We start from the raw sequence: 21,174 nt of genomic DNA, 5'->3' as shown, positions 1-21,174 counted from the left end.
TCCTATGTCGAAAGTGGAGACACCGGCATCAACACCGTGCCCCAAAGCCCGGCCGTGGCAGCGCCACCACCACTGAAAATGAATTGCGGCCCAGCACCGCGCTCAATCGATTGCGCCGCGGCGGCGATGGCCAGCCAGGGGGAGGTTTTCCCCGGCTGCCCGAGCACCGCATCGAGGTTGCACAAACCCTGTGGTGGCTGGACCGGCATGGGCACGTCCATCAACGCGGTGGCGATGGAGGCCTGACGTTGCGCATCGATCCCCGCCCGCCAGACCCGTTCGACCGCCTGCGCTTGCAGCGGCACCCAGTCGAGGGCCTGGCGCGTGGCGTAGAGCAGATCGATATCGGTCGCCGCGCGCTCCTGCTCAGGACGGTGGAGGTAGGCGATCGGCGCCAGGGTGGTTTGCGTCAGGCGGTTGCCCAGCAACAAGCCCACGGCGACCTCTGCCGTGTCTTCGGGCTGCTCCGGCGCAAGATGTAACGCTACAACCATCAGCATGGCCTGATCGTTGATGCGTTGGTCGAGCCAGTGATCCACTGCGGCCAATCCACTGCCCTCGACGAGTACCGTTGTTTGGCGAATACCCGACTCAGCCCACGCCTGTTGCCACACTCGGCACAACAAATCTTCCGAAAAGCTGCTTTCGATCTCCAACAATAAAGCCAATAGCCTGTCGTCAGGCACCTGAGCCAGAGTTTGCGCCAGGTCGCTCAGTACCTGCGTCACCACCCGCAGCAGCAAGTCGTTCGACGATTCATCCGCACCACAATGCAAACGACTATGGCGTAATGGTGCTTCGCCCAGTCGGGTCGCTTGAGCCTTCAGAGATTGAGTTCCGCTGCGCAACTTATTCAACTGCGCATCTGGCTGATCTTCTGGATTTCGAAAAGCGGTGTACAGGCTCACACTCAACAGTTGCTGAGAGCGCCGACCCTGGCGAATTTTACGGATCAGGTCTTCCTCACGCGCCTCATCCCAACCATCGGCAACGCCCTGTTGGCCGAGATACAACGCCACTCGCAAGAAACCCAGCAGACACCAACCGAAGATTGGTATACCTACGGCCAAGCCCCAGAAATCAACAGGCCACTGGGGCAAGGGTTCATCACCAAATACTAATCCCCCGCCCACACCCAGCAACAAACACAGCAACAGCAAGCCGAGCCAACGCAAAAAACCAGGTTGTGCAGGACGCAGTGCGAGAGGAGGTACTTTATCTAGTCTGACCGGCATGACTAACTCGCTTCCGCTTCAGGCAACGAGGAAATCAATGCGCAACCACAGGCGCATGAATGACCGTCAAGGGCGACTGGAATGCCGTTGTGTTTAAATGCCAGATGTCTCTCTGCGGCAATAGCAGTCAAAATCCAAAAAAAGCTAAAGCAATATATAATCAATCCCAACAATCGCATTTTAAAGCCCTCTCAAATTGAGTTTCCTCTTTTTTCTCGGTGAGCTGTCAGTACTCCGAGATCCCTTTTCCTTCACAAGAGGATTGGGATAATGAGTGCTTCTGACGGTTTACTTCTGCACACTAAAGATTAGTCACCTATCGTTTAAACCTACAGATTATTGCAATTTTCAATGTCACTGCATTTAATCCACCCATCGGTAGTTATCTCTCCTTCAAATCTGACTTGAATCCAGGGGATGCCTGAATTTGAATCATCCACTTGAACCACTATCACTTTGTCCCCACGTGTCAAATATTTTCTGGACAAGACTCCGGGACTGCTAAAAACTTCAGCCCTCATCGAAGAAACCACTGCAAATATTGGATGACGCTCTTTAAAGTCCCCGTTATCACGTGCAAGATATTGAAAATAATTTCCGCCTAAGTCGAATTTTTTTCTTAAGACCTCGCCACACCCTATACAACTATCCGCAAAAATTATTTGTGTCGCACGCCCTTCAACTTTGTAAATGTCTTCTCTCCAGATCGCGCCGTCTCTGTACGAGCTAATCAAGTATTCGTGGTCAACTTTATGGTTGCACAATGGGCCACTATCGAAAACCAGGTTGTCCAGTGAGTAATCGGTCAGATTTACTACGTAGGCTTTTGAACATTGGTTTACTCCCCCATGATCATCTAGTGTTGCCACAACTTCATGCATGCCATCGCCATTAAGATCTTGCAGGTGCAAATCAGTGTAGATTCCCTCAACTTCATCATTGATTTTTTTTGAAATTGAAAGGTTGTATTTTACTCCTCGCTCTAGCAATGAAACAGAAAGAGGTGATCGACTTTCTATTTTCACTACTGGAGCTTTTTCAGCAGCCAAAGTGACATTGCACAGAGGGTCGACACCCATGAAAAAAACAATTAACCAGAAGATATTTCTTTGATGAAAACTCACTTTAGCCCCCACTCCTTCATTAGCGCATTAAATATATCGGTTCGTTCACCCAATCCGTTACTTCCGCCATTTACAGCAAGCGTGACAAGGCTGACATTGAACGGCTCCTTGTCAATCAGTATATTGATATCACCTTTAGCTTCATGCTTTTTATATATGGCGCCTTTTTTCTCCAGAACCAACACGAAACATCAATGGCTAAGTGCATGTTTTCCGCAATTAGATTCGGACTTGAAACAAGGTCTATGCTTTTGAATTCCGAGTAGGCCTTGTAGTTGTTCTTCCATGTCAGCTGGATTAGCCCTTTACCTTTATATTTTTGGCCATCTCCGACTTCCGTATTTCCGTTGGCAATAGCACTAGTGTGCGCCCCAGGGTCGTATCCATCTCCCGTAGCAAATTCGATCGTTGTTTCAAAGTGTGCGGACTCGTGAAAACACTGGGCTACAAAGTGCGCTTGCTGATAGGGTGTAACTATGCCATGCCGCTCAAATGCATCGTTGAGCAGATCAATAAATTTATGCTTATCGAACCCATAGACATTCGGATAATTTTCTTGGAACTCTTTGGTGAACCTTCTGCTACCACCTTTCCCCGTAAACCACGCCCCAGTCTTGCCTGTTACTTTTTCTATTAAACTGACGGTAATCTTATAGTTATTACTCAAAAAACCACCGACTAAACGCACCGGATGAAAGTGAAACACCATCCCCTCTTTAGACAACCCCACCTTCCCCGCCACCTCACCCCACCAGCTCAACTGCTTCATTCGCTGTTTCTCCGCCACCCAATTCAAAATCGGTGCCGAATTGGTATGCCCCAACACCTCGTCCAGGGCATCCCACTTGCTCTGTTGGTAGTTCCATTCGCTTTCGCTAAAGATCACCAACTGCGCCAGTGCCTGTGCCTTCGCGGGCATGCGCAATGCCGCTTGCAATTCGTCGGCGGTCATTTTGCCGTTGCGGTCTCGGTCGATGATTTCGTACAAGCGCGTCTGCATCCGCCCCTTGTCCCACTTTTCCGCCCGGTCGCGCAGGCGGTCCTGCGACTCCTCACCGAGCATGCCCGTGACACTCAGCAGATAGGACAGGCTCAACTGCGGCAGTGCGTAGTTGTAGAGAACGTCGTGCCCTTCCCAGGACCAGGGACTGACCCAGGGCGTGACACCCACTTCCTCACGCACCCAGCCGTCGTCCAGCAGGTTTCCGGCTGCGTCATGGAGCAGGCCCTCCAGGCGGTACCAGTTGTAGGTTTTGCCGCTGGCACCGGTGGGCACCTGGATTTTCCGCTCGGGCGGCAAGCCGTCGAGCAGGCTTTTAGGTACCAGCAGGTCGGCATCACTGCGGGGGTTGTCGCTGCTCCAGATGGGCAAAAGGCTGGCGCTGATGCGATCTTGATGCGCTGCCACGGTCGTGCCCTTGGCGAGCTTCAGCCAGGTCTTGTGTTTGTTCGGCAGGTGCTGGGCCCAGGCACGGCTGGCGGCGAAGAAGGCTTGCACGTCATCATCGCTGAAGACCTCCAGATGCAGCTTTTGCTTTGGCGCGGTTTCGTCACATTCCTGATACCGACCGAGATGCCCGATCAGTTCGCCGGCCTTGATGGGCACTGGTTGATCGAGTACCACCACGTCATCGAAAACCTGCGGTTTGCGCTCACTCTGCAACGATTTGAATTGCACGTACTGGGCAATGCTTTCCAGCTTGCGGAAGTCACCTTCGCCGCTGATGGTGACTTCAGTGCCCTTCGGCAACTCTCCAATCTTTGCGCTATGCCTGTCGGGTTCAGCACGGACCACAAGTGGATCGTTGATCACATTGACGCGATAACTGCCTGCGTGATTCGGCGCAAGGTGGCTGAATGAAACATAACCCCGTAACGCATCATCCTCATTGCGCAGGGTCGCTGGGCCACGGCTGTTTTCCAGCTTGCGGAAGTTACCGGTGCCACTGATTGTCACCTCAGTGCCAACAGGCAGGAAATCGATTACTTGGCCCTGATGGTCTTTATGCCAGACATTCGCCCCCCGTTGTTCCGGGTGGCCGGGCATTCTGTCGGGCGCGTCTGGTTTGACGCGAAGAACCGGGGCAGGAGGCCAGAAGCCGGGACGTGCTAGCGCTGGGTCCGCCTGATAACGCGCCCAATCTTCCAGGTGCATGTACAGGCTGAAGAAGGTCAGGCCAGGCGGTTCATCGCCGCTGCCATCCATCTTCGGCGCTTGCAGGTGATGCCGGACCAGCACGAACCCCGAAGCAAACGGCGCTTCGAGGGTGCCCCCCGCTTCCGGATAAAAGGTGCTAAGCGGTGTGTGCTCGGGAACGCGGTAGGCCATGACCTCGCCGTCAGCCAGGCAGTGCACCTGAAACAGAGCATCGGAGCCTGTGGTACCGGAATCGAAATGCACACCGCCATGCCACATGCCATTGCGACCCAACGGGTAGTAACCGGCTTGGGCGTTGGCCAGTTGGGTCAATTGCTGCAACGGGTTGCCACGGTCGCCGAAGGGGTGACTCCAGTTCTTTAGCGGCGGCATTGAGGGTGCCGGTCGCGGAGGTGGCGAGAGTATGCGCATGCCGAGTGACGGTGTGGCGGGACTCGACTTCGTCTCCGGTGCAGGGGGTGGCAGCGCGGCGCGCCGGGCTCGCTCGCGTCGATAGCTGATCTCGTCCTTGATGACCTCAAAAATGTAGCCGAGCATGGTGATCCGTTCCTTGTGATGAAGCCGCCGTTGTACGAGGCGATGGCGTTCCGGATTAGCCGGAGATTTTGGTCAGACCCAGGCGCTTGGTCGCGTATTCGCTCAACGGCGGCATCACGGGTGTCTCCAGCACTTGCTTGGCCGGTCCGCTGTACTCGTAATGCGCGGCCTTGACCTTGTAATCCCCCGCCGTGCCCGACTCGATACCGCACTGTTCCAGGCTGAAGTAGCTGCCCCCGCCATTGAGGAGGATTTTCTTCTTGGCCGTGATGCGGATTTCATCCTCGGTGCTGGTGATGTCCAGCCCATGGCGGGCGAACAATTCCAATTTGTCGTTCTGCGCCTGAATCTGCACCGGCCCCTGATTGGCAATCAGCTTGAGCCCCAGCTTGCGTACGAACAGGCTCAGGCCCTGGCCGACGCCGATGAACAGGCGCTTGACCACGCTGAGGTCGGCTTCGCCGCCGGCGTTGAGCATCAGGTTGTTTTGTGCGGCCAGTTGCAGGTGCTGGCCGCTGGTCAGGGCGATGCCTTGCGGGGCGCTGAGCAGCAGCACTGAAGACTTCAACTCTTCCAGATCTTCGCGCAGCAGTTGCAGTTGCGCGCTTACGTCCGCCGGCTCGGCGCCGGCGGCCTGGGCGTCGACCGAGAGTTTTTGCAGTTGTTCGCCGGCTTGTTGCAGGCGGTCCACGGCGGCGCTCATGTCCAGCACTTGGCCTTGCGCCTTGGGTTGGCCGTCGGCACTGATGAACAGCCCCTTGCCCGCGCGTAGCGCCCCCCAATCATCCGTGCGCAGCTCAAAGCCTTCCCCGCGCTTCTGCTTCTCGGCATTCACCAGATGCCCCAGGTTGAGCTGGCTCTTGCCGCCGTATTCGGTGCTGAGTTTGACGTGCTCCTGCCCCCGCTCGTCTTCCATGCGCAGCTTGTTGTTGGCCGGGGTGCGCAGCACGTTGCGGGTGTAGTCGCGCTTGGCCAGGGTGACGTGGTCCGGGTGTTCGCTGTCGTGCAGGGCGTGGGCGATGTACGGGCGGTCGGGGTCGCCCTGTTCGAAGGCGATGGCGACTTCGGTGCCGCAGATGAGGGGCAGGTGCAGGCCGTGGGTGTCGCCGGCGTAGGGCCGGGCCAGACGCAGCCACAGGCTTTCCTGGCCGAGTTTCCAGCTGTCGCGGTCGAACAGGAAGTTGACCTTGTAGCGGCCTTCCTTGTCGATCTCGGCGTATTTGTCGTGGGCTTGGCCGCTGGTGACCCGGGCCGGGACGGTGCCGGCGATTTGCGGTTTGGCCACGAGTGGCGGGCGAAAGCACAGGTATTCCGAGTAAGGCATGGCTTCGAAATCGCATTCGAAGCTGGCATCGCGGGCGGCGCGGGTCCGCACGCCGATGATCGTGCAACGCGGGCTGAAGGCCTGGGGCGCGCCGTCGCTGATGGTCAGCACCTGGCCCGGCGCCAGAGTGGCGCTGCTGCTGGTGCCGCTCATGAGGGTCTGCCGGTTGAGGTAGCGCTCGTGGGCCAGACGGGCATAAAAGTAGCCGTTGTCAGCGGGCAGCTCGTGATAGAACTGGTAGCGGTCGCCGAGCTCGCGGTAGGGTTCGGCGTAGTGGTAGGCCTCGCCGTAGGTGGTCGTGGCGCCGCGGGTCTGGTCGACATCGGCGTCGAGGTAGGCTCGGGCGTCGCGATGCTGGTAGGCGCGGACGCTGACGTGTTTTTCCACCACCTGGTGGCGGGTCTTGAGCGCCCACACGCCGTCTTCGCTGCTGCTCAGGCCGGCCGGCGGGCGCAACGGCAGCTCGACGTCGAACTGGTAGCCGCGCTGGCCGTCGCAGAAATTCACCACGTCGATCCTCAAGCGTTCATGGCTGGTGAAGCGGTACCAGATGCCGACCTCGGCCAGCAGCCGGCTGATGAACGCCAGATCGCTTTCGCCATACTGCATGACCTGTTCGCGCCGGGGGTATTCGCGGGTCAGGTCGAAGACGAAGTCCTGATACGCAAACTGGTGGCGGCTGCGCAGGACGTGCTCGACGATCTCCGGCACCGACTGGTGCTGGTAGATGCGGTATTGGCGGCCGCGCTCGAGCAGGGCCAGGCGTGGTTGCAGGGTGACTTCATAACGCGCTTCGTCGCGGGAGCCGGAGAGGCGTTGCAAGGCGGTGATCACGCCGTGCAGGGTGCGCAGCGGTGTGATTACAGGGATGGGCAGGCCTTTGATCACCGGTGGCTGTTTGGCGGCGTACAGGCTGAAACGGGCTTGCTTGCCAAGCAGTTGTTCCGGGGCGAGGTCCTGCTCGGTGCTGGTGAATTCGATGTGGTAGCTGAAGGGTTGGCTCAGGTGCTCCTGGCCGTCAAAGGCGAGGACGTCGAGGTGGGTCTCGAGCTCGTCGACCCAGAGTTTGTGGCGGCTGTGGTCGAAGAAGACGGGCGGAACGGTGTTCAAGTATGGGCCTCCCTGGGCGTTCGGGGAGGCTTCATTTCCATCCCCGTTCAAGCGCTCGACAGCTTTCTGGAAGCGGACAGGCGTTGAAATAGGAGGCTTCCGAAATGCGTGTAGGACGCGTCCGTGATGTTGGACTATCGGATCTTCAGGACCTGTAGGAATCTATGTGTGAGCGGGCTTGCTCGCGAAGGCGGCGTGTGAGTTTCACCTCAATCCGACTTTATACAAGGCACCATCCTCTTCATCGGTCAGCACATACACATACCCGTCCGGCCCTTGTCGCACATCACGAATGCGCTTTTTCAGCTCCCCGAGCAGACGCTCCTCGTGCACCACCTTGTCGCCATTGAACTCCAGGCGAATCAGTTCCTGGCTGGCCAACGCGCCGATAAACACGTTGCCCTGCCAGGCCTTGAAGCGGTCGGCATCGTAAAACGCCATGCCACTCAGGCCCGGGGACTTTTCCCAGACATGGTTCGGGGAAACTGTGCCTTCGACGGTATCGCCCCTGGCTTCGGGAATCGGTAGACCGGAGTAGTTGATGCCATGGGTCGCCAGCGGCCAGCCGTAATTCCTGCCACGCTCGATGATGTTGATTTCATCGCCGCCCCGAGGGCCGTGTTCGTTTTCCCACAGCGTGCCGTTCCATGGATTGAGTGCCGCGCCTTGCGGGTTACGCTGTCCGTAGGACCAGATTTCCGGACGCACGTTGGCCTGGCCGACAAAGGGGTTGTCCTTGGGTACCGTGCCGTCCGGGTAGATTCGCACCACTTTGCCTTGCAGCTTGTCGAGGTCCTGGGCGGTCGGGCGGTCATTGTTTTCCCCCAGGGTCACGAACAGATAGCCGTCGCGATCGAACACCAGCCGCGAGCCAAAATGGTTGCCGACCGAGAGTTTGGGTTCCTGACGCAGGATCACCTGGAAATCCTTGAGCGCCGTCATATCTTCGGAGAGCCGGCCGCGGCCCACCGCAGTACCGGCCTTGTTACCTTCGCCACCCCCTTCGGCATAGGACAGGTAGACCATCCGGTCCTGCTTGAAGTCCGGTGACAACGCCACGTCCAGCAAGCCGCCCTGCCCCTTGGCCCAGACCGTTGGTACGCCATTGAGCGGTGCCGACAGCTTGCCGTCGGCAGTGACCAGCCGCAGGTTGCCCGGGCGTTCGGTTACCAGCATGCTTTTACCATCCGGCAAGAACGCCAGCGCCCAGGGGTGCTCCAGCCCCGTCACGACAGGGGTGGCCTCAAGGGTGCCTTCTTCGCTTTTCATCGTCTGGGTGGGCGCGGCAAGCACAGTGCAAGTGACGGTGATCAATGCGCCGGCACAGAGGGGTGCCAACAGGTTTTTGCGCAACATGCACGATTCCTTTTCTGATCAACATGAGGTCTGCTGAAAAACAGCGGGCAGACGACCTGACTGCCACTCAAGGGATGTTGTTACCGATGTCTCGTGGGGGTGGATTGGCAATGAATTTCGGCGGGTTGGCAGGAACGCTCCGCTCGGGATAGCGATTACCGATGCCGCCGTTGTCCAGCGTCGGCGAGCGCTGGATCGGAACGGTATTCGGTCCGCGTATAGCCGGGGCACTGGGTTGAGTGCCTTGCATGCTGTTGGGATTGGCCCGCTGAACCGGACTGTTGTAAGGGTTGTTGGTGCGGCCTGGCAGGTTCTGGGCCAATTGCAACGAAGCAGAGGCATCGGCCTGTGCCTGGGGGCCCAGAATGGCACTCAAGGCTAGCGCAATGGCGCCAAACACGTATCGGTTCATGGGGTGCCTCTCTACGTCGCGTGGATAAGGACTTCGATACCACGCTACGCCCGGGGTTCGGATTTGTTAACAAAAACCTCCCCGGGAAGATGTAACAGAACACCTCTCAGATCAGAATGAAGACTGCCAGCAATCCGGCAAAGATCGTCCATTTTTCGAGGTAGTAAAGCGTGCGGTTACGCTTTTTCAGTTGCTTGCCGCGCAGGCGAACCTTGTAGATCCTGCCGAACAGTCGGTTGAGCCCTCCGGTCCTGTCGCCCGCCTCGTTCGGCGCGCCAGCCGCCGACATGACATTGCGACTGAACCAGCGATTGAATGCCGCTGCCCACCGATACTTCATCGGCCTCTCGACGTCGCAGAACAAAATGATGCGATTGTGCGGCGTGGTGTTTTCCGCGTAATGAATGTAGGTCTCATCGAACATCACCACTTCGCCATCGCGCCAGTGGTAGTTCTGGCCATCGACATTGATGTAGCAACCGTCGGCGTTGGGTGTATCCAGGCCCAGGTGATAACGGTACGAACCGGCATACGGATCGCGGTGGCGCACCAGTCTGGAGCCCGGCGGCAATTCGGCGAACATCGCCGCCTTGATCGAGTCAATACCCTGCAACAGCTCGGTGGTGCGCGGGCAGAGCTTCATGGCCGAGGGGTGGCTGTCGCCATACCACTTGAGATAGAAGCGCTTCCAACCGGTCTTGAAAAACGAGTTGAAACCGACGTCGTCGTATTGGTTCGAACGCTTGATCTCGCCGGCGTGAAGCAAATTCTGGCCTTCGGCACGAATTTCTTCCCAGTGTGCCTGCAACGGACGCAGGTCGGGGAAGTCGGCCGGGTCGAGATACGGCTTGTTGGGGATTTTCGAGAACAGATAAAGAAAGCAGTTTATCGGCGCCAGAAACGTCGAGTGATCACTCAACTGGCGACCCAGCTTATGGCGCACTTGACCACGCAGATGGACATACGCAATGGAGACAACGTAGATAACGGCAATGATCAGTTTCACGGAAATCGTCACACATCAGAAGTAAACAAACTGCACCCTTTACCGGCATCCCGGTCTCCCGGTCTTGTGCAGCGGCTGAATACGAAACAGAGGCCCTGTGATGCCATCGAACCATACCGATGGTCGGCATCCGGCCGATAGATGGCATTTTAGCCACAGTTTGTAACCAATAGTTAACCTGCAACGGCGAAAATGTCGCCGCAAAAATCCGCCAAAGCGTTGCACAGGCCTCAACGCCCTATCGTTTAAAGAGCCAGACCAGTACAATCGCCGCCAAACTTTACGCGTCCCCAGGTTGAGAGCGGGAAACCTCCCCCTTTCAGCGCACGTTGACTCGGGCCAGGCGCGCCACATGCTGCTGTCCACTTAATGCCAGATGGATCTTCCACTGCCGATCGGGATGAATGTCCCGGGGTCCGGACAGTGGAAACGGGTACTGAACCGGTACTGCCGCAACCCTAGCTACTCTGAATGCTTCGCAGGAAAAACCTTTGATTTCTACAGCTAACATCACGATGCAGTTCGGCGCCAAGCCGCTCTTCGAAAACGTTTCGGTCAAGTTCAACGGTGGCAACCGTTACGGCCTGATCGGCGCCAACGGTTGCGGCAAGTCGACCTTCATGAAGATTCTCGGCGGTGACCTCGAGCCGTCCGGCGGCCAGGTCATGCTGGAGCCGAACGTGCGCCTGGGTAAATTGCGCCAGGACCAGTTCGCCTACGAAGAATTCACCGTGATCGACACCGTGATCATGGGTCACGAAGAGCTGTGGAAGGTCAAGGCCGAGCGCGACCGTATCTATTCGCTGCCGGAAATGAGTGAAGAAGACGGCATGGCCGTGGCCGAGCTGGAAACCGAATTCGCCGAAATGGACGGCTACACCGCCGAATCCCGCGCCGGTGAGCTGCTGCTGGGCCTGGGTATTCCACTGGAACAGCATTTCGGTCCGATGTCCGAAGTGGCTCCGGGCTGGAAACTGCGGGTGTTGCTGGCTCAGGCACTGTTCTCCGATCCGGAAGTGCTGTTGCTCGACGAACCAACCAACCACCTGGACATCAACACCATTCGCTGGCTGGAATCGATTCTCACGGTGCGTAACAGCACCATGATCATCATTTCCCACGACCGTCACTTCCTCAACAGCGTCTGCACCCACATGGCCGACCTGGACTACGGTGAGCTGCGCCTGTTCCCGGGCAACTACGACGAGTACATGACCGCGGCGACCCAGTCCCGCGAGCAATTGCTTTCGGACAACGCCAAGAAGAAAGCCCAGATTGCCGAACTGCAAACGTTCGTCAGCCGCTTCTCGGCCAACGCCTCGAAAGCCAAGCAGGCCACCTCCCGCGCCAAGCAGATCGACAAGATCCAGCTGGCCGAAGTCAAGCCATCGAGCCGCGTGAGCCCGTTCATCCGCTTCGAACAGACCAAGAAACTGCACCGCCAGGCCGTGACCATCGAGCAGATGTCCAAGGGCTTCGACGGCAAGACCCTGTTCAAGAACTTCAGCTTCACCGTCGAGGCCGGCGAGCGCGTAGCGATCATCGGCCCGAACGGTATCGGCAAGACCACCCTGCTGCGCACCCTGATGGGCGAGCTGACCCCGGACGCCGGCTCCGTGAAGTGGACCGAAAGCGCGGAGCTGGGCTACTACGCTCAGGACCACGCCCATGACTTCGAAGACGACGTCAGCCTGTTCGACTGGATGGGCCAGTGGACTCAGGGCGAGCAGATCATTCGCGGCACACTGGGTCGCATGCTGTTCTCCAACGACGAGATCCTCAAGTCGGTCAAGGTCATCTCCGGTGGTGAGCAAGGCCGCATGCTGTTCGGCAAGCTGATCCTGCAAAAGCCGAACGTACTGGTAATGGACGAACCGACCAACCACCTGGACATGGAATCGATCGAGGCGCTGAACCTGGCGCTGGAAAACTATCCGGGCACGCTGATCTTCGTCAGCCACGACCGTGAGTTCGTATCGTCCCTGGCCACCCGCATCATCGAGTTGAGCCCTAATGGCGTGACCGACTTCAGCGGCACCTACGACGACTACCTGCGCAGCCAGGGTGTGGTGTTCTAAAAACACCTCGCTGCACTTGCACTTGTAGGAGCGAGCTTGCTCGCGAAAAACGTCTGGATAACGCGTGCATTCAGGTTGCACGCGTTATCGTTGTCGTCCATCGCGAGCAAGCTCGCTCCTACAGTCAGGTTAACTGCAAAAATTAGTTAGCCTGCTTTCTTTTATCGCAACGCCGCGCCATCATGCAGCTCTCCCACCGCCGCCCGCGAACGAGCCCTCATGTCTGTGCAGCAAGCTGCTCCGCAAAGCTCCATTGCGATCACCCTGCAGATCGTCTCCATCGTTTTCTATACCTTCATTGCCTTCCTCTGCATCGGTTTGCCGATTGCGGTATTGCCGGGTTATGTCCACGAACAACTCGGATTCAGCGCCATCGTGGCCGGGCTGACCATCGGCTCACAATACCTCGCTACCCTGCTCAGCCGGCCCATGGCCGGGCGGATGTCCGACAGCGTCGGCACCAAGCGCGCAATCATCTATGGCTTGTCCGGCATCGTGCTCAGTGGCGTGTTGACCTTGCTGTCGACTCTGTTGCAAGGCTTTCCCTTGCTCAGTCTGCTGATCTTGATCGCCGGGCGCCTGTTGCTGGGGATCGCCCAAGGGTTGATCGGTGTCGGCACCATCAGTTGGTGCATGGGCCAGGTGGGCGCTGAGCATACCGCGCGGTCGATCTCCTGGAACGGCATTGCGTCCTATGGTGCGATTGCCATCGGTGCACCGCTGGGCGTGGTAATGGTGCAACAACTCGGTTTCACCAGCCTCGGCATCGCCCTGTCGCTGCTGGCCCTGGCCGCACTGCTGCTGATTCGCAACAAGCCCTCGGTGCCCGTGGTGCGCGGTGAGCGTCTGCCGTTCTGGGCGGTGTTCGGGCGCATTGCGCCGTTTGGCGCGAGCCTGAGCCTGGCGTCCATTGGCTACGGCACCCTGACGACCTTTATCACCTTGTATTACGTCAATCGCGGCTGGACCGGCGCAGCTTACTGCCTGACCGTGTTCGGGGTGTGTTTCATTCTGTCGCGGCTGCTGTTCATTTCCGCCATCAGCCGTTTCGGCGGGTTCACGTCCGCCATTGCCTGCATGTGCATCGAGACGGTTGGCCTGGTGCTGCTGTGGCTGGCTCCTTCGACCGGGTATGCGCTCATTGGCGCCGGCCTGACCGGATTCGGCCTGTCCCTGGTGTACCCGGCACTGGGTGTCGAGGCCATCAAGCAGGTACCTGACTCCAGTCGGGGCGCGGGCTTGAGTGCTTATGCGGTGTTTTTCGACCTGGCGCTGGCCATCGCCGGCCCGTTGATGGGCGCAGTGGCGCTGAACCTGGGTTATGCGTGGATTTTCTTCAGTGCGGCGTTGTTGTCGGTGACGGGTTTGGGACTGACTTTATTGCTGGCACGTAAATCGGCGAGCGCATCGCACTAGAAACAGCCCAAAAAGAAACAACAACTAATGCATTTCAATTTAAAACAAACATGAAACACCCCGAACATATCAATTCAAAGTGCTATCGTTGTTTTAATTATTGATGGAGGCAGAATCACATGCGCTGAACTCACCTAGATTATAAATACAGGAAATTGATATGCGTCTATTACCGCTGACCCTGCTCGTTCCGCCCTTGCTGATTTCACTTTACTCCAATGCAAATGCACAAGACTCCGCTCAGCAGATCTGCCATAACGGTGTCTGCTATGATCTCGGCGAGATCGGCGATGAGTGCTGCCCGTTCAGTGTTGAGCAACTGAGGAGTAGTGCCCAACGCCCGGAAAGTCAGAAACCATATCCATAGTGAGTGCCTGCTATGTGCGGGCACTTTCCAGTGTTTTAAAAAATCAGTGACATCATTTATCAAACCGGTCCGCGAACCATCTTTCCGAACTCAACATGGGAAAATGTTTTTTCAAAAAGTCATTGAACCCTGCGATCGCCGATCACAAGTTTACTGATCGGCGGTCTGCATCCCGGCCCGGGTCGCCCTGCCCAGAGTCCGTGAGAAGAAGCTTCCGGCTTCAGAGATCAGATTGCGGTGAATGTCTTGCCGATCGACGCCATCGGCATCGGTGCACAGCGCCGGCATGATCACGATCTGCTCGTCATTGCACGGAGCCATGAAGACGAAGTGCCCTGCTCCAGCCAGTAGCTTGAAGTCAGGCGCCGTCGGCAGTTTGCGCGCCAGTGCTGCGGCGTTCTTGTCGACAGCCACCAGCTTGTCGCCATCGCCGCTGTAAAGCAGCACCGGCACATGCACATCGGCCAGGGTGTGGCGGCCGAATTTCAGGCTCAGCGGCGCCATCAGCATCAAGGCGTGGACGCGAGGATCAGCCACCGGTTGCAGGTCGTCGCGGTCGACAATCAATTCACCCCGGGTGTTACAGGCGTCGCGATCATCGGGACGTTCCTGGCAGTAACGGCGCAGGCGATCGAGGTCCGGGGTCGCGCCGGACAGGATCAATGCGGTCTCGCCACCGGCCGAATAGCCAATGACGCCCACCTGATCGGCATTGACGAACGGCGACAGCATACGGTCGCCCAGGGTAGCGGTTATGGCTTCGGAAATCTGGATCGGCCGGCCATACAGGTTACTCAAAGTACCGAGGCGGCTGTGGTCCCTGGAGTTGTCACCGGGATGGATCACCGCCACCACGACAAAGCCTTTACGCGCCAGTGATGTGGCGAGATCGTGCAGAGCCAGCGGGGTGCCGGTATTACCGTGGGACAGCATCAGCATCGGGAACCGGCCAATGGCGACTTTGCTGTCTTCCCCGGCTTCGACGGTGTAACCCTCTAGCTTGCTGGTGTGCTCCCAGTCACTGGAAGGATAGAAGGCGATGGCGCGCATCGGCTGCAGGTCCAACGGATCGAGAAAAGTCATCTCATGGAAGCCGACGCTCCAGTGAGGATGCGGTGCAGGTGCTGCGTGCACTGTATTCAGGCTGCTGAGCAGGCAAATCAGTAAAGTTGCACAAAGTCGCATCATGGGATGCCCCACCTTGTTACCGGACTTGAGACGTGAACCCTTGACTGCATAAGTCGAGCCACAATCTGAAACGACCAGAAACAAAAAACTCCGTAACTGGTACTTGCGTAACCAGAATACAGAGTTTTTTTGGGTGTTACCTGAACGGTTGCGTTCTTTACGCAAGCCTTACGCAGCGGCGAACAGCTGCTCGCTGATTTGCGTGTGAGCAGCGCTCATGGCTTTGTTGCGAACGTCGTCACCGTAGGCCAGGCCTTCGGCGCGGACGATTTCGATGTCAGTGATACCGATGAAACCGAACAGCAACTTCAAATATTCTTCGTGGGCAACACCGGTCGCCTGACCGGCGTGAATGCCGCCGGAAGTCGAGACGATCACGACTTTCTTGCCACCGCACAGGCCTTCAGGGCCGGCTTCGGTGTAACGGAAGGTCTGACCGGCAACGGCGATGCGGTCGATCCAGGCCTTCAGTTGAGTCGGGATGGTGAAGTTGTACATCGGCGCGGCAATCACCACGGCATCGGCGGCGAGGAATTCGGCCAGGGTCGAGGCGCTCAGTTCGGCTTCGTGCTGTTGTGCGGCATTACGCAGTTCAGCGGTGGTGCCGGCGGCGACCAGAGTGTTGGCCGAGAAGTGGCTGATCGCGTCGGCGGCCAGGTCGCGGTAAGTCACCACGGCGGTTGGCTCGGCGGTTTGCCAGGCTTTAACGACTTCGCCGCTCAACTGACGGGAAGCCGAGTTGTCGCCAAGAATGCTCGAATCGATATGCAGCAGTTTCATGTGGGATCTCCAAGTGAGGATCGCCCACAAGGGCGATCTGATGGGACTAATCCTACATACGAAACCAATAGCTGATTAGACGGCAATAATGCGATAGTTCGTCTCACAGATAGAACAATCAGGCTCACATCATGCAAGACCTCAACGACCTGTATTACTTCGCCAAAGTCGTGGAAGCCGGGGGATTCGCGGCAGCCGGACGATTGCTGGGCATCCCCAAGTCACGACTGTCACGGCGCATCGCCGAACTGGAAGAACGCCTTGGCGCGCGCTTGCTGCAACGCACCACTCGACAGCTGAAGCTGACCGCCGTGGGTGAACGCTACCTCAGGCACTGCCAGGCAATGCTGCTGGAGGCGGAAATGGCCGACGAGGCCGTGGCCAGCATGTCCAGCGAGCCCCGCGGGCGTTTACGGGTGTCCTGCCCGGTCGGGCTGGCCCACGAAATATTGCCGGGGGTGATCAGCGACTTTCTGGAACGGTTTCCACAAGTCCAGCTGGAGGTCATGCTGCTCAACCGGCGGGTTGACCTGGTGAACGAAGGCATTGACGTTGCCCTGCGTGTGCGGGAACCGGGCGACGAAGACCCGCTGCTGGTCACCCGCCGGCTGCGTCAGGCGCAGATGCTGATGGTCGCCAGTCCCGGTTTTCTCGTCGGACGTGAGATCAACCATCCCGAGGATCTGAAAAGCCTGCCGGTGCTCGGCGCACTGGAAGCCGACCGCATGGTGCACATCCGCATGCTGGATCAAAAAGGCAAAAGTTGTGAACTCGCGCTCGAGGCCCGGCTGGGCATTGATGACTTTATCGTGCGCAAGGCCAGTACCCTCTCCGGCCAGGGCTTTACCATGCTGCCCATGATGTATTGCGAGCAGGAACTGGAAAACGGCTCACTGGTGCAGTTGTTGCCCGACTGGTCGTTGCCCGGTGGCTGGCTGCAAGCGGTCTATCCTCATCGACGCGGGGTGATGCCGGCGGTACGCGCCTGGATTGATCATCTGGTTGAATCTTTCAATGCCTGTGGGGAACGATTGTTATGAAGGCTGGACGGATGAGCGAAGAGGATGTCGCGCAATTTTGCCTCGCCCTGCCTGGAGCGCGGGAAGACTACAAATGGGGTGGTGTACGGGTGTTTTCGATTGCCGGGAACAAGATGTTCGCCTTGCAGGGCCTGCGGGGTGACTCCCTGGCCTTCAAGGTCGACAAGGATGTGTTTCTTGGTCATTGCGACCGCCCGGGGATTCACCCGGCGCCTTATCTGGCGCGTGCCCAGTGGATCATCATGGAAACGCCCTACCCGCTCGGTAACGAAGAACTACAGGAATTGCTGCAGCGTTCCCACCAATTGGTGGTGAGCAGACTGCCAAAGCGCACTCAAGTCGGACTCCTGCTGTAGGGCCTTCGTTATTGGAGCAAGGCGAACACGTGTGCGCCAAGGAACAGGTGATCGATCCAGAACACCTGGTGCAGTAGCACGATGATCCAGAACACCAACTGGAACGAGACTTTGCGCGTTTTGTGCCGAAACACCTGCTGGGCCAGCAATGCGCCGGGCCAGCCTGCGGCAAACTCCAGCGCATGCAGGACATTTTCCGGCGTGCGCCATTGATCGGCGCGGGCCTTGCGCTTGTCGCTCCAGTACAGGAAAAACGTCACGACGCTGACGATGCCGTAGGCCGCCAGGGGAATCAGCGACTCTCCATGCAGCCATGACGACAGCGATCCCGACAGCGGCAACGCACACAGGATCGCAAACACCAGCCATTTCAACCGTGAATGACGGATCTGTCCCCCGGACTGGCGTCCGGGGTTATTGCGCGAGCGTGAGTCACTCACGGCTTGGCCGCGCTCCAGTCAACCCAGCCGAATTGCCAGGTCGCCAGAATAAACAGGCCAAACACGATGCGATACCAGGCAAACGCCGCGTAGCTGTGGTTGGCGATGAACTTGAGCAACCCGCGAACCGCAATCATCGCGAAGACGAAGGCCGTGACGAAGCCGACTGCGAATACCGGGAAATCCGCCGGGACAAACAGGTGACGGTACTTATAGCCCGAATACACCGCTGCGCCGACCATGGTTGGCATCGCCAGGAAGAACGAAAACTCGGTAGCGGTCTTGCGCGACAGACCAAACAGTAACCCGCCGATGATCGTCGAGCCCGAACGCGAAGTGCCCGGGATCATCGCCAGGCATTGGGCGAAGCCGACTTTCAGGGCATCTTTCCAGGTGATGTCATCCACCGATTCGGCATGTACTTCATGTTGACGGCGCTCGGCCCACAACATGATGACCCCGCCCACGACCAGCGCCGTTGCCACGGTGATGGGATTGAACAGGTATTTGTGGATAAGGTCGGCGAAGATGACGCCCAACACTACCGCCGGCAAGAACGCGATCAACAGGTTCGCGGTAAACCGCCGCGCACTCGGCTGGGTCGGCAGGCCGATAACCACGTCAAGGATCTTGCGTCGAAATTCCCACACCACCGCCAGGATGGCACCCAGCTGAATAATGATGTTGAACGCCATCGCCCGTTCGCCCCCGAAGCCGAGCAAGTCGGCGACGATGATCTGGTGGCCGGTACTGGAAATGGGCAGGAATTCGGTCAGCCCTTCTACAACCCCAAGAATCAATGCCTGAAAGGCGGTCCAAAGATCCATCAATCCCCCAAAAGGCTATGCGCGCCGGCATGCCCCGTTAGTATTTTTCAAAAGCTTTCATTGCGATCAGCGTACTGAAGCCCCACGCATCAAGGATCACCACAGCACTGTAAAAATCCTGTGAAAAAACACCCTGAATCAGGTTTACCCGTGCGGGGCCGGAATCCTAGCAGACAAGTCCGGGCGGCGCTCGTACAGGCTCATGCGACATGGCGTGGCTGGATGCTGGCAATGGTTTATGACAGGAACAAGAATCCGCGGCGATCGGAGCCGATGAAACCGGCAGGCCATGGCATATTTCAGGACCGTTTCACGTTCCAGTGGCGTATGCCCTTCGCCACGAGATTGCGCACGCCAATCCGGTTACAATCGGCCCCCTCTTCGATTTCCCCAAGGAACCTCCATGTCCGGGCTTGAACTGTTTGCCGCCGCCCTCGGTGTGATTGCCGTCTGGCTGACGGTCAAACAGAACCCCTGGTGCTGGCCCATCGGCCTGGTCATGGTGCTGTTATATAGCTGGGTCTTTTTCGAGGTGAAGCTGTATTCGGACATGCTGCTGCAAGTCGTCTATGCCGCCTTGCAGCTTTACGGCTGGTGGCAGTGGACACGGGTTGGTGAAACGACACATGGCCGCGAAGTCAGTCGGCTCGATGGCCGGTCCGTGGCGGTGAGCCTCGCCATTGGCGCACTCGGCAGCCTGTTGCTGGGAGCGGCCATGGTCCATTGGACCGACGCAGCGCAACCCTGGCTCGATGCGGCGCTGACCGGATTCAGCCTGGTGGCGCAGGTCTGGATGGCGCAAAAACGTGTCCAGTGCTGGCCGCTGTGGATCGCCCTGGATGTGATTTTCGTCGGGTTGTTCATCTATAAAGGCCTGTACCTGACCGCCACGCTGTACGGGTTGTTCACCGTTATCGCCGTGCAGGGCTGGCGCGAATGGCGCGCCGATCCGGCTTTGCGCGCATGAAGGTCCTGGTACTCACAGGCCCCGAATCCAGCGGTAAAAGCTGGCTGGCGGCCGAGTTGCAACAGCGTTTCGGCGGGATTCTGGTTGACGAGTATGTGCGCTGGTTCATCGAGCAGAATCCACGGGACACCACGCTGGCGGACATTACGCCCATCGCCCGCGGTCAGCTGGCATGGGAAGACCAAGCGCGGGCGCAACAACCGTCCTTGCTCATCCTCGACACGCACCTGCTGAGCAATATCCTCTGGAGCCAAACCCTGTTTGGCGATTGCCCCGCCTGGATTGAACAAGCGCTTCTGGCCCGGCATTACGACTTGCACCTGCTGCTGTCGCCGGAACACGTCAAATGGACTGACGACGGTCAGCGTTGTCAGCCCCGATTGAGTGAGCGCCAGGCTTTTTTCGACCAGACCCTCGCCTGGCTTGAGCACCACGCACAACCGGTTCAAGTACTGCACGGAGATTGGGCAGAACGCCGACGCCATGCACTGGAGGCCGTGACCCGATTGCTCGACGCCTGACCGGCATTTGGGGGGACTTCCCCACTCCCCCCACCCTGTTTTGGGAAAAAATGTCCGGTCCTGAAACACCCTCCCTGTCTCAAACAGCCCATTTGAACGCCCTTCATCGTTTGGCCAGCGGATTTGTTAAGGGATTGATACAGAATCACTGAAACCCTCGCTCCAGAGGGCAATGCTATTCACTCAGGGACTCTGTAGGAGCGAGCTGGCTCGCGATGGTCTCAAGGACGCTGCGTTTAGTCAGTTAACACGCGGCATCGTTAACGACCATCGCGAGCAAGCTCGCTCCTACAGGGGGTCATCAGAGCGGTGCATCCGCATTTGCGGGCTGCCCGCGACGGGCGCTGTCTCACCGATGAAACATCCCCGACAAAGTGTTTTTTGACAAACTCCGTAAGCCGTTGAATCAATGCCATATTCAAAAACCGGCACAGGTTTCGCTCTCTTTCTTCCATGGCTGACAAGGGCCAGCCAGGAAAGAAGGAATGACCACTGTGGGGATTCTCAAAAAAAGAGGCTTGACCTGCCTACTGCTGATCGGAAGTGTTGCCAGTACTGTTCTCAGTTTGAACGTACAAGCCGAAGGCAACGGTGTCATCGTGCTCGATCGTACCATTCACACAACGCCCATCGGTCGCAGTGGCGGCAGGGATCCGACCCCGAACACCGTCAATGCCAACCCGTCGGCCCGCGTCACCGGCGAACTCAGTGACGCCGACATTGCCGGGGTCACCACCGGAACGGCCCTTCGCAACAGCAACGGGCAAAGCCTGGGTGGCATGCAAGGTTTCAACGTCGTCACCAACCCCAACGGTTTGCCTGGCATGTCTGTCGGCCAAGGGGGTGGCAGTGGCGGCGCTATTTCCGGAACCATCAATCGTGCCATGAGCAGCGGCCTCGGCTCACTGGGCAGAATGGCGGGAGGCCAATGA

Annotated in this window: 19 protein-coding genes; 7 read left to right on the top strand and 12 right to left on the bottom strand. The window is 58.1% G+C overall.

The features are described from left to right. Nucleotides 1-2: 2 nt before the first annotated feature. From AC06G5_RS14125 to lpxO, 8 genes are all read right to left on the bottom strand, one after another. A complete protein-coding gene (locus AC06G5_RS14125; RefSeq protein ID WP_480459717.1) occupies nucleotides 3-1,160 on the bottom strand; it encodes a hypothetical protein in 1,158 nt (385 codons plus the stop codon). Between the two features lie 77 nt (nucleotides 1,161-1,237). Continuing rightward, nucleotides 1,238-1,414 carry a PAAR domain-containing protein gene (locus AC06G5_RS14120; RefSeq protein WP_413704911.1) on the bottom strand — a complete coding sequence of 59 codons (177 nt, stop codon included), beginning with the start codon at nucleotides 1,412-1,414 and terminating at the stop codon, nucleotides 1,238-1,240. 150 nt (nucleotides 1,415-1,564) lie between these two features. After that, nucleotides 1,565-2,359: a hypothetical protein gene (locus tag AC06G5_RS14115; RefSeq protein ID WP_413704912.1), complete on the bottom strand. Its 795-nt coding sequence runs from the start codon at nucleotides 2,357-2,359 to the stop codon at nucleotides 1,565-1,567. 115 nt (nucleotides 2,360-2,474) lie between these two features. After that, complete coding sequence (locus AC06G5_RS14110; RefSeq protein WP_480459715.1) at nucleotides 2,475-5,054, bottom strand: glycoside hydrolase family 19 protein; 2,580 nt, start codon at nucleotides 5,052-5,054, stop codon at nucleotides 2,475-2,477. A 55-nt stretch (nucleotides 5,055-5,109) separates the two neighbouring features. Further along, nucleotides 5,110-7,488, bottom strand: coding sequence for a type VI secretion system Vgr family protein (locus AC06G5_RS14105; RefSeq protein WP_480459714.1), 2,379 nt, complete (start codon nucleotides 7,486-7,488; stop codon nucleotides 5,110-5,112). A gap of 204 nt (nucleotides 7,489-7,692) precedes the next feature. Beyond that, complete coding sequence (locus tag AC06G5_RS14100; RefSeq protein ID WP_480459712.1) at nucleotides 7,693-8,844, bottom strand: PQQ-dependent sugar dehydrogenase; 1,152 nt, start codon at nucleotides 8,842-8,844, stop codon at nucleotides 7,693-7,695. 67 nt (nucleotides 8,845-8,911) lie between these two features. Continuing rightward, nucleotides 8,912-9,256, bottom strand: coding sequence for a hypothetical protein (locus tag AC06G5_RS14095; RefSeq protein ID WP_480459711.1), 345 nt, complete (start codon nucleotides 9,254-9,256; stop codon nucleotides 8,912-8,914). Between the two features lie 106 nt (nucleotides 9,257-9,362). After that, nucleotides 9,363-10,262 (bottom strand): lipid A hydroxylase LpxO, encoded by a 900-nt coding sequence (gene lpxO, locus AC06G5_RS14090; RefSeq protein WP_413427484.1) that lies wholly within the window; start codon nucleotides 10,260-10,262, stop codon nucleotides 9,363-9,365. A 491-nt stretch (nucleotides 10,263-10,753) separates the two neighbouring features. Between lpxO and AC06G5_RS14085 the strand changes: the two genes are divergently transcribed. Beyond that, entirely contained in the window at nucleotides 10,754-12,340 is a 1,587-nt protein-coding gene (locus AC06G5_RS14085; RefSeq protein ID WP_033044478.1) for an ABC-F family ATPase, read from the top strand. A gap of 219 nt (nucleotides 12,341-12,559) precedes the next feature. Next, nucleotides 12,560-13,756 carry an MFS transporter gene (locus tag AC06G5_RS14080; protein WP_480459709.1) on the top strand — a complete coding sequence of 399 codons (1,197 nt, stop codon included), beginning with the start codon at nucleotides 12,560-12,562 and terminating at the stop codon, nucleotides 13,754-13,756. Nucleotides 13,757-14,273: 517 nt separating this feature from the next. On the opposite strand, the gene AC06G5_RS14075 is transcribed toward AC06G5_RS14080, so the two are convergent. Both AC06G5_RS14075 and AC06G5_RS14070 read right to left on the bottom strand, forming a co-directional pair. Further along, nucleotides 14,274-15,311, bottom strand: coding sequence for an alpha/beta hydrolase family protein (locus AC06G5_RS14075; RefSeq protein ID WP_413427482.1), 1,038 nt, complete (start codon nucleotides 15,309-15,311; stop codon nucleotides 14,274-14,276). 168 nt (nucleotides 15,312-15,479) lie between these two features. Continuing rightward, nucleotides 15,480-16,091 carry an FMN-dependent NADH-azoreductase gene (locus AC06G5_RS14070; RefSeq protein WP_413427481.1) on the bottom strand — a complete coding sequence of 204 codons (612 nt, stop codon included), beginning with the start codon at nucleotides 16,089-16,091 and terminating at the stop codon, nucleotides 15,480-15,482. 131 nt (nucleotides 16,092-16,222) lie between these two features. Between AC06G5_RS14070 and AC06G5_RS14065 the strand changes: the two genes are divergently transcribed. Beyond that, nucleotides 16,223-17,131 carry a LysR substrate-binding domain-containing protein gene (locus AC06G5_RS14065; RefSeq protein WP_085717517.1) on the top strand — a complete coding sequence of 303 codons (909 nt, stop codon included), beginning with the start codon at nucleotides 16,223-16,225 and terminating at the stop codon, nucleotides 17,129-17,131. Then, nucleotides 17,128-17,487 (top strand): MmcQ/YjbR family DNA-binding protein, encoded by a 360-nt coding sequence (locus AC06G5_RS14060; protein WP_480459706.1) that lies wholly within the window; start codon nucleotides 17,128-17,130, stop codon nucleotides 17,485-17,487. Before AC06G5_RS14065 ends, AC06G5_RS14060 begins: the two co-directional genes overlap by 4 nt. An 8-nt stretch (nucleotides 17,488-17,495) precedes the next feature. Here AC06G5_RS14060 and AC06G5_RS14055 read toward each other — a convergent pair whose 3' ends face one another. After that, nucleotides 17,496-17,927, bottom strand: coding sequence for a DUF1294 domain-containing protein (locus AC06G5_RS14055; RefSeq protein ID WP_413427479.1), 432 nt, complete (start codon nucleotides 17,925-17,927; stop codon nucleotides 17,496-17,498). Continuing rightward, nucleotides 17,924-18,754, bottom strand: a complete 831-nt coding sequence (locus tag AC06G5_RS14050) for an undecaprenyl-diphosphate phosphatase (RefSeq protein WP_413427478.1) — start codon at nucleotides 18,752-18,754, stop codon at nucleotides 17,924-17,926. Before AC06G5_RS14050 ends, AC06G5_RS14055 begins: the two co-directional genes overlap by 4 nt. A 403-nt stretch (nucleotides 18,755-19,157) precedes the next feature. On the opposite strand from AC06G5_RS14050, the gene pnuC reads away from it, so the two are divergent. From pnuC to AC06G5_RS14035, 3 genes are all read left to right on the top strand, one after another. After that, nucleotides 19,158-19,721, top strand: a complete 564-nt coding sequence (gene pnuC, locus AC06G5_RS14045) for a nicotinamide riboside transporter PnuC (protein WP_413427477.1) — start codon at nucleotides 19,158-19,160, stop codon at nucleotides 19,719-19,721. Beyond that, nucleotides 19,718-20,242, top strand: coding sequence for an AAA family ATPase (locus tag AC06G5_RS14040; RefSeq protein ID WP_480459886.1), 525 nt, complete (start codon nucleotides 19,718-19,720; stop codon nucleotides 20,240-20,242). Before pnuC ends, AC06G5_RS14040 begins: the two co-directional genes overlap by 4 nt. 485 nt (nucleotides 20,243-20,727) lie before the next feature. Continuing rightward, entirely contained in the window at nucleotides 20,728-21,174 is a 447-nt protein-coding gene (locus tag AC06G5_RS14035) for a hypothetical protein (RefSeq protein WP_413427476.1), read from the top strand.

Source organism: Pseudomonas sp. WT-JTC (assembly GCF_056711565.1).
This window is presented reverse-complemented; position numbering and strand designations above follow the sequence as displayed.

Excerpts from the sequence above, each read along its gene's own strand:
- AC06G5_RS14100 (WP_480459712.1), bottom strand. The coding sequence starts at position 8,844 with ATGTTGCGCAAAAACCTGTTGGCACCCCTCTGTGCCGGCGCATTGATC.
- AC06G5_RS14080 (WP_480459709.1), top strand. The coding sequence starts at position 12,560 with ATGTCTGTGCAGCAAGCTGCTCCGCAAAGCTCCATTGCGATCACCCTG.
- AC06G5_RS14095 (WP_480459711.1), bottom strand. The coding sequence starts at position 9,256 with ATGAACCGATACGTGTTTGGCGCCATTGCGCTAGCCTTGAGTGCCATT.
- AC06G5_RS14035 (WP_413427476.1), top strand. The coding sequence starts at position 20,728 with ATGACCACTGTGGGGATTCTCAAAAAAAGAGGCTTGACCTGCCTACTG.
- AC06G5_RS14065 (WP_085717517.1), top strand. The coding sequence starts at position 16,223 with ATGCAAGACCTCAACGACCTGTATTACTTCGCCAAAGTCGTGGAAGCC.
- AC06G5_RS14050 (WP_413427478.1), bottom strand. The coding sequence starts at position 18,754 with ATGGATCTTTGGACCGCCTTTCAGGCATTGATTCTTGGGGTTGTAGAA.
- AC06G5_RS14075 (WP_413427482.1), bottom strand. The coding sequence starts at position 15,311 with ATGATGCGACTTTGTGCAACTTTACTGATTTGCCTGCTCAGCAGCCTG.
- AC06G5_RS14110 (WP_480459715.1), bottom strand. The coding sequence starts at position 5,054 with ATGCTCGGCTACATTTTTGAGGTCATCAAGGACGAGATCAGCTATCGA.
- AC06G5_RS14060 (WP_480459706.1), top strand. The coding sequence starts at position 17,128 with ATGAAGGCTGGACGGATGAGCGAAGAGGATGTCGCGCAATTTTGCCTC.
- pnuC (WP_413427477.1), top strand. The coding sequence starts at position 19,158 with ATGTCCGGGCTTGAACTGTTTGCCGCCGCCCTCGGTGTGATTGCCGTC.
- AC06G5_RS14040 (WP_480459886.1), top strand. The coding sequence starts at position 19,718 with ATGAAGGTCCTGGTACTCACAGGCCCCGAATCCAGCGGTAAAAGCTGG.
- AC06G5_RS14070 (WP_413427481.1), bottom strand. The coding sequence starts at position 16,091 with ATGAAACTGCTGCATATCGATTCGAGCATTCTTGGCGACAACTCGGCT.
- AC06G5_RS14120 (WP_413704911.1), bottom strand. The coding sequence starts at position 1,414 with ATGCGATTGTTGGGATTGATTATATATTGCTTTAGCTTTTTTTGGATT.